8 protein-coding genes and 3 pseudogenes are annotated in these 12,476 nt (G+C 60.8%); 6 read left to right on the plus strand and 5 right to left on the minus strand.

Going from position 1 to position 12,476, the window contains the following annotated elements:
- Positions 1–109 precede the first annotated feature (109 nt).
- Both BCA01S_RS30395 and BCA01S_RS30400 read right to left on the minus strand, forming a co-directional pair.
- Complete coding sequence (locus BCA01S_RS30395) at positions 110–1,204, minus strand: glycerol dehydrogenase (protein WP_027780131.1); 1,095 nt, start codon at positions 1,202–1,204, stop codon at positions 110–112.
- A gap of 36 nt (positions 1,205–1,240) precedes the next feature.
- The gene (locus BCA01S_RS30400; RefSeq protein ID WP_027780132.1) at positions 1,241–2,002 is read right to left on the minus strand and encodes an SDR family oxidoreductase; all 762 of its coding nucleotides are present in this window, start codon (positions 2,000–2,002) and stop codon (positions 1,241–1,243) included.
- A 297-nt stretch (positions 2,003–2,299) separates the two neighbouring features.
- On the opposite strand from BCA01S_RS30400, the gene BCA01S_RS35605 reads away from it, so the two are divergent.
- Positions 2,300–3,373: a LacI family DNA-binding transcriptional regulator gene (locus tag BCA01S_RS35605; RefSeq protein WP_042319965.1), complete on the plus strand. Its 1,074-nt coding sequence runs from the start codon at positions 2,300–2,302 to the stop codon at positions 3,371–3,373.
- A 59-nt stretch (positions 3,374–3,432) separates the two neighbouring features.
- Here the strand turns inward: BCA01S_RS35605 and BCA01S_RS30410 are convergent, their stop codons facing one another.
- Positions 3,433–3,975 carry a 2,4'-dihydroxyacetophenone dioxygenase family protein gene (locus BCA01S_RS30410; protein ID WP_027780133.1) on the minus strand — a complete coding sequence of 181 codons (543 nt, stop codon included), beginning with the start codon at positions 3,973–3,975 and terminating at the stop codon, positions 3,433–3,435.
- A 789-nt stretch (positions 3,976–4,764) separates the two neighbouring features.
- On the opposite strand from BCA01S_RS30410, the pseudogene BCA01S_RS35610 reads away from it, so the two are divergent.
- The 3 genes and pseudogenes from BCA01S_RS35610 to BCA01S_RS35615 form a co-directional block, all read left to right on the plus strand.
- A pseudogene (locus BCA01S_RS35610) lies at positions 4,765–5,793 on the plus strand (transposase); the annotation flags it as partial.
- A 343-nt stretch (positions 5,794–6,136) separates the two neighbouring features.
- Positions 6,137–6,646, plus strand: a complete 510-nt coding sequence (locus BCA01S_RS30425) for a ferritin-like domain-containing protein (RefSeq protein WP_027780135.1) — start codon at positions 6,137–6,139, stop codon at positions 6,644–6,646.
- 1,224 nt (positions 6,647–7,870) lie between these two features.
- Complete coding sequence (locus tag BCA01S_RS35615) at positions 7,871–8,857, plus strand: alpha/beta fold hydrolase (protein WP_042319970.1); 987 nt, start codon at positions 7,871–7,873, stop codon at positions 8,855–8,857.
- 186 nt (positions 8,858–9,043) lie between these two features.
- Here the strand turns inward: BCA01S_RS35615 and BCA01S_RS38200 are convergent.
- Positions 9,044–9,713 (minus strand): annotated as a pseudogene (locus BCA01S_RS38200) (IS6 family transposase); the annotation flags it as partial.
- On the minus strand, positions 9,700–10,275 hold the full coding sequence (locus BCA01S_RS30445; protein WP_042319971.1) for a MarR family winged helix-turn-helix transcriptional regulator: 576 nt from the start codon (positions 10,273–10,275) through the stop codon (positions 9,700–9,702). The pseudogene BCA01S_RS38200 and the gene BCA01S_RS30445, both read right to left, overlap by 14 nt.
- 328 nt (positions 10,276–10,603) lie before the next feature.
- Here BCA01S_RS30445 and BCA01S_RS30450 point away from each other — a divergent pair, with 328 nt between their 5' ends.
- Entirely contained in the window at positions 10,604–11,866 is a 1,263-nt protein-coding gene (locus BCA01S_RS30450; protein ID WP_027780138.1) for an amidohydrolase/deacetylase family metallohydrolase, read from the plus strand.
- Between the two features lie 17 nt (positions 11,867–11,883).
- Positions 11,884–12,476, plus strand: a pseudogene (locus BCA01S_RS30455) (xanthine dehydrogenase family protein molybdopterin-binding subunit); the annotation flags it as partial.

A 12,476-nucleotide genomic window follows, 5' to 3' on the forward strand; every position in this document is an offset into this window, starting at 1 on the left:
GACTCTTTCAACAGTTCACCGATATAAGGCACGTTTCTGGATTCCATATCTGTCTCCTTGAAGTTCTGACGATGTGTTCGGCAGGGCAATGCCCTCGGGGTAGGTGGATCTAGACGGCAGCCGCGCCGATTTTGTCCGCGGCCAGCAACGCGTTTGTGAGGCGCTCGGCAGTGAGCGGCGGGTCCATGTTCTTGCTGTACTCCGCAGCGAGCGTGGCGTTCACTACGGTCGACATTTGATCCGGCGTTAGAGATTGCGGCTGCCCCAACTGCCTGAATGTGACGGGAAGCTTCACCGCCAGCAGCAGACCTAGCAGCTCAGACACTTCCGCCTCGCTTCGCTCCTCGATGACGGCCTGAACAAGGGTGCCGAACGCGACCAGCTCTCCGTGGAGCATGGCGGCCATCGTGGGAACTGAAGTAAGTCCCCGGATGAGGGCGTGAGCGAGTGAGAGTCCGCCGCTTTCAAAGCCAACGCCACTGAGCAGCACGGTCGCTTCGATCACCCGCTCGACTTCGTCATCGAGTTGGCCATTCACGACGGAGGCGTATGCAGCCGGACCATGATTGACGAGTGTGGTGTACGTCGCGTTCGCGAGAAGCAGCGCCGTTTCGAGCGGCGGCGTACCGAACGAGTTATATCCGTGTGCGCGCTTGCACTGGTTCGCCTCGAACTTCTTGCTCACCGCGTCGCCGATGCCGGCGGCGAAGAACCGGGCGGGAGCCTGAACGATAATTTCAGTGTCGACGACCACGGCGCAAGGATTGCTCTTCAGGTACTCTACGGCGGCGACGCGATGTGTGTCGTCATAGAGCACAATCAGGCGACTGGTCGGCGCGTCGTTGGACGCGATCGTTGGGCAAATGACGACATTGACGTCGAGATTCGCGGCCACTCCCTTCGATGAGTCAATGGTCTTGCCGCCACCGAGCCCGATGATGACGTCCGGCTGATGTGTTTTTGCCTCTTCCGAAAGTTGGTTAATTGCAGCCTTCGTGCATTCGCCCGGGAAAACGATTCGCGCCGGAGCAAGGCCGGACTCCGACATCGCTGAGGATACGAGCGGCCACACCTTTTCGCCAACAACCGCATCGCAAACCGTCAGAGGGCGCCTGAAGCCCATCTTCTTGAGTAGTGAACCCAGCTCGAGCAGAGCTTTCGGACCCTGAACGTACTGACCAGGGAATCCCATTGTGCGTAGCATATTCGTCTCCTGACTCTATTCGCGTATGGCCTGGGCTCAGGTCATCAGCCATCCGCCCGCAACATCGATGATTTGACCGGTCACAAAACTGGAGTCGGCAGAGGTCAGGAACGCGCATACGGAGGCGACTTCATCGGTTGTCCCAAGCCGTCGCAGCGGCGTGACCGCAACCACGGCAGCGTTCGCATCACCGGAAACCGTCTTCAGCAGCGGTGTGTCTATTCGGCCGGGGGCGAGACCGTTGACCGTGATGCCATGAGGGCCCAGTTCGCCAGCAAGGTGGCGCGTGAAGGCGATGAGCGCACCCTTAGTAGTGCTGTAGTGCGCGCCCACAATGTCGAGGTACGCCTTGCCGGCGACCGAAGACATCGTGACGATGCGGCCGAAGCCGCGTTTCACCATCGAGGGCGAGGCAATCCGGCAGAAGTGGAAGGCGCTATTCAGGTTCACATCGACGACCTGTGCCCACTCTGCGCGATCCATTTCGAAGATGCGCTTCGGTTGACCTTCGTGCTTCGGCGAGATGCCGGCGTTCAGAACGAGCGTGTCAACGTCGCCAAGCCTCGACGCCACGGATTCGACCGCCCGCTCGCAATCCTCGTATTTGCCGACGTCCGCGGCGACGAAATGAACCTTCGCTCCCTTTGCGGCCCACTCGCTCGCTTTTTCTACGCCGAGTTTCTCGTTGAAGTCGACCACGCCAACGCTGGCGCCTTCACGAATGTATCGCTCGACGATTGCGGAGCCGATGCCGCCAACGGCGCCGGTTACCAAAACAACCCGATTCTGGTGTCTCATTTCGTTCCTGGTCCTGATGTGAGGCCCACGCGCATCCGCTCGGCGTTGGCCTCCGCGGTTCGTGCTGCCTGAAGGCGCAATGCGGTCCAGTTGTTGCCGCAAACCCATTAAAGCGCTTCATTCTGAAGGGATGACAAATCGCTCCTTGGTGGTGCTATATTGGATATGCAGACTGGACAGCAGATAAAGTTGAAGCGCTTCAAGTATTTTATCCGGTGACGTTTTTGTCAACACGGGTGTATACCCGAAGCGCAGCACGGAGGGCGCGGCATGCCGCGTTTTGCCATAATGTCTTCTATGACTAATCTCGACCCACCCCGCCCAACCCTGGAAGACGTTGCGAAGCTCGCCGGCGTGTCGCTTGGCAGCGCGTCGCGCGCACTTTCCGTCCCTGACCAGGTCAAGCCGAAGACGCTCGCGCAGGTGAAGCGCGCAGTGGAGCAGCTCGGCTACGTTAGCAATGGGGCTGCTCGCGCGCTCGCGTCGAAGCGAACGCGGACTATCGGTGCTATCTATCCGACGATGTACAACCCGGCGTTCGTCGAATCGCTCCATACCTTGCAGCAGACCCTCTGGGCGATGAACTATCAGGTGGTTCTCGCCATCCACGAGTACATTCCCGAGCGCGAATACGATGTCGTGCGAGCGGTAGTTGAGCGGGGTGTAGACGGTGTGGTCCTGGTCGGCACCGCGCACGAAGACCGCGTGTTCGATCTGATGCGTCAGCGGCGCATCCCTCTCGTGCTGACCTGGCAGCTCGATGAGCCCCGCTACGGCGAATGCATTGGCTTCGACAACTGGCGGGCGACCTACGACATGACCCGGGAAGTGCTCGCGCGGGGTCACAAGCGCATAGCCGTTGTTTGCGGCTATATGGCGCATAACCAGCGCGCACGCCAACGGGTTGCCGGCACTGCGGACGCAATGAAGGAAAAGAGACTCGTGCTGTCGAGCGATTACGTTTTCGAGGCGCCGTTTTCGATTCAGGGAGGGCGGGACGCTGTCCGCAAGATCCTTGAATTGAAGGAGCGGCCCACCGCCTTGATTTGCCATACAGACCTGCAGGCAATTGGCGCGCTGCACGAGTGCAAGGTCCAAGGAATTCGCGTACCCGAGGATATGTCCATCACAGGCATGGACGATATTGAACTCGCTGAACTGATGGACCCGCCGCTTACGACGATTCGGGTGCCAACGAAAGAAATTGGCGTTCTCGCGGCGCGCCGTATTGTTGAGCTGGCGGAAAAGCGCCCCAACATGGAGAAGCTCTCGGTCGAATGCACGATCGTCATCCGGGAGAGTCTCGGTGATGTTCCGACAGCAGCGAAGGGCGCCGCGCCTGTCAAGAAGGCACGTCGTAAGACCTCGTAAGATCGCATGAGGGCACGCCGGCACGGGCCGGCGCAATTCCTTTTGCTCCTCTCCGCTGCTTAGCGGATGAACTGCTTCACGTAGTCGGCGCCCAGGCCTGACTCTTCGTAAAATTTCCGCGCCGCTTCGATCTTCGTGAATACGTCTTCGTAGCCGACCGCTACACCCTGGGGGTCAACGTACGTGTAGCCGCCCGTCACGTGGAACCAGGTAATCATTTCGTCGACGCCTTCCGGCACGAACAGGGTGTGTGTCTCACCAGCGGGTTCGTGCGCGTACGAGCCTTCCTCCGCGACCCACTCATGCTCGAGGTAATACCAGCGGCCCTTAAGGACGATTGCGTGCACCGGGCCCGTATGGCGGTGGCGCGACAGCACGCCCGACTGACGGACACGAAGCAGGTTCACGTAATAACCTTGGCTCGCGCACAGCAGGAGCGGCTTGAACGACACCGTCTGGGTCATCGGAACCCAAAGTTTGTCGTCCTCCAGCCACTTGTCGAGCACCCCGAGGTGAACGATGTCCGGCGACATGAAGGGCACCTGCGGGAGTTGATAGGGCACCGCCAGCTCGTCTGGCTTTCGTTCAAGAACTGAGGACATCAGAAACTCCGATTCGGTTGGAGAGGTGAGCTAGCGATCGTGATGCGTCATTTGAAACGCTTCAACGAGAAAAGCCATGTCCCACCACTGTTAGTGCGCAATTTGAGGTAGAAGTGTATATGAAGCGCTTCAATTATGACTGCGCACCCGACTGATTGCAATTGCCTCCAGGGTATACACCGACCGGGTTGTTCGGGAAATTCGCTTGCTGGGACATTTACCAGTGCGAATGCAAGACTGAACAAAGCGATCTCATATGAAGCGCTTCATATGCGACTAGCGGTTCCGCATGCGTTACAGGGTACGGTATGGCTTCCAAAAAGCACAGACAGCTCTTGGGTTCGCAGGCAAGGGAACCGTACGCAGACGCGTGTTGTGAAACGCTTCAAATATGTTGCTATCGATAACTCGCCAACTTCCATCGCTGCACGCCATGCACTTTGACATCCGCCGAGCGACGCCTGGCGGCTATCACTCCGTTCTCCTGCTTGGCGTCCAGGCAGGCAGTTGAACATGTGGGTCAATTTTCGATGCAAATTTCTAGCGGAAGTGGGTCATTTTTATGCGCGTATCAACATCCAGAGAAATGGATCCGGCATCGAGCGAGTTGATAAACATCGCCGGTCCGCATAGGTGGCTCCCCGATGACGACATCGCAACACGCGGCGCTTTGAGAGCTCGAGTTGGGCGCCGGGTCAAACTGCCATCTGACGGGTGTGCCCGTTTCCATTAGTTCCAAGGCATATACGCGGTTGGGATACGGCGTGACGATGAACATGCTGTTGGACACGACGAGACAACGGCAAAGCGATCCGTAGCGTCTGCCGCGAGTTCGTCGCGATGTGCCAGCGTCTGGAGCTTTTCGCCGAGGCGATCGTTGCGATTGACGGCAGCAAGTTAAAGGCTGTGAACCACCGCGACCGTAACTTCACGAGCGCGAAGCTTGAACGACGCATGCGCGACATCGAGTCAAGTATCACTCGCTATCTCGAGGCGATGGACACAGCGGATCGTCAGGTGCCCGCAATCGCGAAGGTTAGAACGGAGCGACTGCAAGACAAGATTGCGGCCTTGAAGGAGCAGATGCGAGGCCTCAAGGAGATCGAGGTCCAACTCAACGCAGCGCCCGACAAACCGGTACCGCTCACGGATCCGGATGCCCGTTCGATGAAGACACGAAACGGGGGTTCTTGGGTACAACGTGCAGACTGCGGTTGACACAAAGCATTACCTGATCGTCGCGCACATCGTTACCAACGATCGCATCGATCATGGTCAGTTGACGTCGATGGCGAAGCTTGCCCGTACAGAGATGGCCGTCGACCAACTCACTGCAGTTGCGGATCGCGGCTACTAGCGCAACGGCTAATGGCCGCTTCGGCAAGGATGACTTCATTTGCGACGCACGGACGAACGAATACCGGTGCCCGGCAGGCGAGCGGCTAATCTGGCGATTCTCGACCGTTGAGCACGGCCTGAAACTCAGTAAGTGTTGGAGTTCGAATTGCCCCAGCAATGTTCGCTCAAAGAGGACTGCACTCCAGGCCCTCAGCGTCGCGTGGCACGCTGGGAACACGAAGCTGTTCTCGACGGGATGCAGGCGCGACTTGATCATGCTCCTGAGATGATGCGTATCCGGCGACAGACTGTCGAGCATCCGTTCGGGACGATCAAGTCAGGGATGGGCGCCACTCATTTCCTGATCCGGTCCATCGAGCGCGTGAGCACGGAAATAGCTTGCATATCCTTGCGTACAACATGAAGCGAGTGATCAAGCTACTCGGTTCAGAAGCGGTTATGAAGGCAATGCGGGTGTGACGCCCATATGAGCTTGTCGAGCCTTCACGATGTGTGCGGCTGTGTGACGTTCGGCTTGCGCAATCGACGTGCGGCGATCCGCAGGAGGTCGCATGAGGCCTCCCGGGGCGATTTTGGCGAAGATTAGATTTGGGCTTGCCATGGAAAACTTGGTAAAACGCGCTCGGTTTCCGGCTAGAGGCGTCCTTCTCATCCAGCACCGGGCGCTACGCCGGGCTTCCCCAATGCGCTCTCCACTGCTTCCGGCGTAGGCAGCCAGGCACGGTGGATGCACGCACTTCGGAGCACTGGCAGTGGGCCAGAGCGCGCCTGCCGTACGCAATTGCGGTTTGAGAGGTAACACATGGCAAATCCGAATGAACATCTAGTGGACTGGCTGCGCGACGCATATGCGATGGAGAAACAGGCAGAAAGCATGCTCAAGGCGCAGTCTTCCCGTCTTGAGAATTACCCGGAACTGCGGCAGCGCATTGACCAGCACCTCCAGGAAACTTTGGGACAGCAGACCCTGCTTGAAGGCTGCCTCGACCGTCTTGGCAGCAGTCCTTCTGCGATGAAAGACCTGACCGGACGGATTGCAGCTTTTGGGCAGGCCGTCGGGGGCATGACGATGACGGATGAGGTCGTCAAGGGGGCAATGAGCGGATATATTTTCGAACAGACCGAAGTCGCATCGTACACAGCGCTGATCGCCGCCGCACGAGGCGCCGGAGACACGGAGACGGTGCGTTGCTGCGAGCAGATCCTGCCGCAGGAAATCGAGATGGCGCGATGGCTGCTCGAACACCTGCCCGGCATTGTCACTGCGTACATGTTGCGATCCGCGGAAGGCCGCGACGATGCAAAACGGTAACGACATTGCAAATCAGCCGGTCGTAGTCCGGCTGACGCTCGTTTCGCTTACCCGCGCCGGAATCCTCGAAGCAGAAGCAATGATGGGCTGGACAAGAGATGTAGTGGTCCTGGAAGTGGAGCGCCCCAGGGACCTGTCCCAGTGCAGCACGCTGTCGGCGCCTTCTTCGAGCGAAGTTTCACGTCTGGCGTGCCGTCTCGCAGAGATCGCCGGAGTTGTCGAAGTCAGGGTGCAGCGGTGCGGAGCCAGTCTTCCTGGCCCTTCCGCAGCGGAAACGGGCGATGCGGAGCGCAGGATTTGTCCCCCAAAGCGGGGAAGCACGCAGCAGGTTGATGTCTACTGCTGGCGGCGCCCGGACGACACACCGTTCGTCTGACCGGTGTACGCGCAGATGAGCCGGTTGTCATTGGAAGGTCTTTTCGGCTGAGCACTGAGTTGAGCGCCACCTGGAACGGTGCGTAGGCGGCTCCCACGCACCGGTTACCGCGCCACATGGCGTGTGGCCCGCTTATGGCGGGCCATTTTTTGCTGTAAGGTGGCCCGCCGCGGGCGCCGCAAGGCTGCGTGCAGCAAATCGCGCCCAGCGGACAGCGCAGGTCGGGGGCCAGCACCTGGTCGATCGCCTCGTTGAACCGGATCATCTCCTGGAACGCTGCGGTCCCGCCAGGTGACATGGTCTGCCCGCGACGCGGCACTGTGGCAGGCAGTGGACGGAATTCCGCAACCAGATCTTTGATGCCGAAGCCGTGGGACAGGCGATTCTCCGCATGCCGATGCGCGACTACGCGTCGAACTCCCGCCGTGGGCGTGAGGAGTAGCCGTGCTCTGTGTCGGCCTTCCGGTGCTCCTCGCCTCGATGGGGGCGATCTGGCCGTGCTGCAGGGTTGACGCACCGCCTTGCTAGCGCGGTCGCCAGGAGACCACCGGACGACGCCGGCGCATGGTAATGAATGACCGTGTGTCGAGTTTAAGGATCTCATGGTCGTCCCATTGACGCGTCGAGTAAAGCTCCTCATGGCCGCCGGCCCGACGCGTTTCGGCTCGATGGATGCTGCGACCACGCGGATGTCGGTCGCGGCATGGGCGTTGCGCACAAGCCGATGACGCGATCCCGGGAGCACCGATCAGCCCGGACCAGGTCATCGAGCACTCACAGGCTGCGGCAGCAGGCTGATCTTCTCCTGGAGCGGATCGGCTTTCGCCGTGGCTACAACTGGAGAAGTCATGGGCCGCGCTTTGAACAAAGTTCCTATACCCGCCAAAACAATCGGAGCTCTCGCGGCTGCCGCGACCGCCGCCGTCGGTGCACTTTGGGTTCGACATCGTGCCCGCAAAGCAGAAAGCGATAATCCGCCAGCCGGCGGCTTTGTCGAAGTCGACGGTGTGCCGATTCATTATGTTGACATCGGCGAAGGGCCCGCGGTCGTGCTTTTGCATGGAAATGCCGTGCTGCTGCAAGACTTCATCGCCAGCGGGTTGATCGACCGTTTATCAGAGCGACACCGCGTGATTGCTTTTGACCGTCCGGGATACGGACACAGCGGGCGGCCACGCGACCGGCTGTGGACCGCACAGACGCAAGGCGCGGTCATACAACAGGCGCTCACGCAGATCGGCGTAACGCAACCAGTCGTACTCGGGCATTCTTGGGGCACCTTGGTCGCGCTAAGCATGGCGGTCGGCGACGCCGCAGACCTGCGCGGCCTCGTGCTGGTCTCCGGTTATTACTATCCGACCGCCCGCGCTGATGTAGCGCTAGCTGCGCCAGCAGCGCTTCCCATCCTCGGCGACGTTCTGCGGTATACGGTTTCGCCGTTGAGCGGTCGCCTCTTGTTCAAGCGCACGGTGCGAACAATGTTCGCCCCGGCGCCAGTTCCAGATGACTTCTTCGAATCCGTCGCTCGTGAGATGGTGCTCCGTCCGGCGCAAATCAGAGCCGAGGCCGAGGATGCCGCGTTCATGATTCCGGCCGCCGCACACTTACGCGCCCGTTATTCGGACCTCAAGATGCCGGTCAGCATCTTTGCGGGGGCGGACGACAAGGTCATCGACCCTGAAGCGAATTCTGTCCGACTGCATCGAGCGATCCCTCAAAGCACGCTGCTCGTTGCACGCGGGGCGGGCCACATGGTGCACTATGCGATCCCAGCTGAAATCGCCGATGCGATTGAACGCATGAGCGTAGGTCCAGACGACGAGCTCCGGCGATAGCGATGCCGCCGTCGGCAAGACGTCGGCGACAGGCGAACAGCTGCCGGATACGGCGGCGCAGACATAGGTCGCGATGGCGCCTGTGCTGGATTCATTCTTCTTGTTGCTAATTGACGAACGAGGCGCAGATACACGGGAAACGTCCTGCTGAAGACAAGTCCACCATAGGGGACGGCGCACCCGCGTTCAACGTGATCTTTGCCCGCTGCCGGTCAGGGAGTGACTTTGCTGTGCGCGGGCCGCATCGCTTGCGCGTCTCCATCTAGCAGCGCAAGTCGTCTGAACCATCTTCGGTGGTAGGCGGCAATGCGCGACTCCTCTTCCAGCAACCAGTTTCGCGGTGCCTCGCTTGCAGAGGCTGAACAGGGTGTCGACTGACCTTCGGTGCTGGCGGATCGGGCCAAAGCGCGAGAGAAAGGCCTGCGTGCGCTGTGGATCGCGGAAACCCTGCATCTGACGTTCACGCCGGCGCGTGGGCTGGTGACTGTTCTCCGCGCGGTTGTTCAGCCGTGCGGCTGCCTTCACGAATACATGCGTCACGCCGGCCAGCTCGGGCACCTTCGCCTTCGCGGCCCGATAGCTGCGCAGTTGATCGGTGACGATCTTCTGCGGTACAGGTGCCGAGCGCAACATCCGCTTGAAAAACCGCTTTGCCGCGGCCTTCGCGGCGCTTTTGCAGCAACACGTCGAGTTGAGTGCCATGTTCGTCCACCGCACGCCATAACACATAGGCCTCGCCGCGCAGGTTCACGAACAGCTCGTCCAGGTGCCAGATCGAACCCTGTTGCCCGCGCGCGCCCTTCGCGCGCCGCGAAGACTGCGCACCGAACCGGTCACACCATTTACGTATCGACTCCCGCGCCGGCCTCGCTCTCGTTCGGCGCCAGCAACTGGCTGTCGGGCAGGCGAAAGGGCACGAGACTGTCGGCGTTATTCGCTTCCACCAGCCGGATCATTTGCAGCATGAACACATCGCGTTCGACGGGCGACAGATGCTCGATGGTGCGATCGTGCGCGCGCTGCACGGCTTTTGCCATCTTCCTGACAAGGCGCTTGCCGGCGGGCGTCAGCTTGACGAGCCGCAAACGCTTGTCGTGTTCCGCCTGCGTACGGCTCACCAGTCCGCGCGCGTTAAGGCGTGGAATCACTTCCGCGACGCTGGAACGCTCCAGCCCAACTTCGATCGCGAGCGAGTTCTGATCGATTTCGCCAAGCGTTTCCAACGTGGTGAGCAGGCTGTATTGCACCGGCGTGATGTTGAACTCGCCGGTTTCCTGCGCGAACAGGAAAGTATGGATCTGATGCATGCGGCGAATCAGAAATCCTGGGCGCGAGAACAGCGGCGAGCGCGCCTGCCGTTCGGCGAGCTCTGCACGCACGCTTTGGATGTCGAGGTGGTCGGTGGTCGTGGATCGCATGAGAGGCATTGGATGGAGAGGGGCACGCACGAGGCGCTCTGTCGCGCATTCTAGGCTGAAACCGGCATGCGTCGCAAATCGGGGGTACACCAACGGATCACCATAAAAAGGCATTGCGCATGCGCATGGTGCGCACCCACGCCGGGGCCGTCCGAGTTGGTGCGAAGCTTGTGCGCGCAGATCCGTGGTACGGCACGGATAACACAGGAGGCGATTTTGTTAAGTCGTTGTCGTGCAAGGAGAAATCCGATGCTGAAGTTCACCGTTGCCAACCGGCATGCAACTTGCGGTACACCACGCATCTCTTCACTCGGCTATCGCACCGTACATGTCACAAGTCCTGCTCAAAGGGGGCCGCGTCATCGACCCCGCCCAGAACATCGACGCCACGCTGGACGTCCTGGTGGACAACGGCGTTATTGCCGCCATCGGCACCGACCTCGCGCGCGAGGCGCCGCTGGCGGAGGCGGTCGATTGCAGCGGCAAGCTGGTGCTGCCTGGTCTCATCGATACGCACGGCCACGTCTTTCAGTATGTCACCGGCCGCTTCGGGCTCAACGCCGATCAGTGCGGCGTGCAGTCGGGCGTGACGACGATCGTGGACCAGGGCGGACCAAGCTGCATCACGATTCCCGGTTTCCGGCATTACGTGGCGGAGCGCTCGTCCACGCGCGTGCTGGCATTTATCTCCGCCTATCTGGTCGGCGGCCTCGAAGGCCATTATTACCCGGACCTCTATCGACCCGATTGTCTCGATGCCGATGCGACCATCAAGTCCATTCGCGCGAACCCGGATCTCGTGAAGGGTATCAAGGCTCATGCGGAAATCGGCGGCTTCGCGCGCTGGGGTCTTGATGTAATGAAGATCGCCGCGAAGATCGGCCGCGGCTCGCAACTGCCCTTATACATCCACTTCGGGCAGCTGTGGCCGAAGCCCGATAGCGGCGGCTTGCCCGTGCAGCCGGATTCGATCTTCAATCAGGTCGTCGAAACGTTAAAGCCCGGCGACATCCTCGCGCATCCGTTCAGCCGTCATCCGGGCGGCTTTGTCGAAGAAAACGGGCGACTGCATCCGCTCGTGCATGAGGCCGTCGCACGCGGGCTGAAGATCGACGTGGGCCACGGCTCGCATTTCAGCTTCAAGACCGCGCGCATCGTGCTGGACGAGGGCGTCGTTCCCGACACGCTCGGCGCCGACATGCACGGCTACAACACCCACGTGCCCGCGCCCGCCGGCACGCCTGACAGCCATCCCGACGAGGAGCATTCGTTCCTTGGCCGCACGCAGTTCAGCCTCGTGAGCGCGATGACCAGCATGCTCGCGCTCGGCCTGCCGCTGCAACATGTTGTGGCCATGGCCACCTGCAATGCCGCGAGGATGATCGGAATGGAAGACGTGATCGGCTCGCTGCAGGTGGGGCGCGGCGCGGACATCAGCGTGCTCGACGATCGTCGCGGGCGCTGGGTGCTCGAGGACAACGAGGGCACCCAGGTCATCACCGAACGCATGCTGTCGCCGCTCTTTTGCCTGCGCGACGGCGAGCGTCACGATGCCGTCTCGCCGACCCTGCCGCTCGCGCGCGCTGCCTGACCACGCAAGGCTTATTCATGATCAAACGTTCGCAACCACGTGCCGGCGATCAGCGCCCGCAAGGCATCGGCGCATCGCTCGCACGCAAGGAAGACGACCGCTTCATGCACGGACGCGGCGAATACGTGCCCAACATCCGCATGGTCGGCATGGTCGACGTTGCGTTCGTGCGCAGCCCGATCGCACACGGCCATATCGTCGGCATCGAAAAGCCGCAGGCGTTCGCACGGGCCGTCTATACGCTCGCCGACCTGGACGGCGTGAAACCGATCGTCGCTGATTCGGGGTTGCCGGGATTCAAAAGCTCGCGGCAGCACGTGCTCGCAAGCGGCAAGGTGCGTCAGGTCGGCGAACCCATTGCCATGTGCGTGGCCGCGAGCCGCGCGCAAGCCGAGGATATCGCCGCGCAGGTCTTCGTCGATTTCGAGGAACTGCCTGCCGTGGTCGACATGCTCGACGCTTGCCGGGAAGGCTCGCCGCTCGTGCATGAACATTGGGGCGACAACGTCTTTCTGGAGACTTTCGTCGACGCGAAGCCGGATGTCGATCTCGAAGCGATCCGCCGCGACGCGCCGATTCGCATTCATCGCACGCTACGCACTGCGCGTCA

The sequence above is a fragment of the Paraburkholderia caledonica NBRC 102488 genome (assembly GCF_000685095.1).
Taxonomy (GTDB): Bacteria; Pseudomonadota; Gammaproteobacteria; order Burkholderiales; family Burkholderiaceae; genus Paraburkholderia; species Paraburkholderia caledonica.

Coding starts and splice junctions, on each gene's coding strand:
- BCA01S_RS30395 (WP_027780131.1), bottom strand. CDS start 1,204: ATGCTACGCACAATGGGATTCCCTGGTCAGTACGTTCAGGGTCCGAAA.
- BCA01S_RS30400 (WP_027780132.1), bottom strand. CDS start 2,002: ATGAGACACCAGAATCGGGTTGTTTTGGTAACCGGCGCCGTTGGCGGC.
- BCA01S_RS35605 (WP_042319965.1), top strand. CDS start 2,300: ATGACTAATCTCGACCCACCCCGCCCAACCCTGGAAGACGTTGCGAAG.
- BCA01S_RS30410 (WP_027780133.1), bottom strand. CDS start 3,975: ATGTCCTCAGTTCTTGAACGAAAGCCAGACGAGCTGGCGGTGCCCTAT.
- BCA01S_RS30425 (WP_027780135.1), top strand. CDS start 6,137: ATGGCAAATCCGAATGAACATCTAGTGGACTGGCTGCGCGACGCATAT.
- BCA01S_RS35615 (WP_042319970.1), top strand. CDS start 7,871: ATGGGCCGCGCTTTGAACAAAGTTCCTATACCCGCCAAAACAATCGGA.
- BCA01S_RS30445 (WP_042319971.1), bottom strand. CDS start 10,275: ATGCGATCCACGACCACCGACCACCTCGACATCCAAAGCGTGCGTGCA.
- BCA01S_RS30450 (WP_027780138.1), top strand. CDS start 10,604: ATGTCACAAGTCCTGCTCAAAGGGGGCCGCGTCATCGACCCCGCCCAG.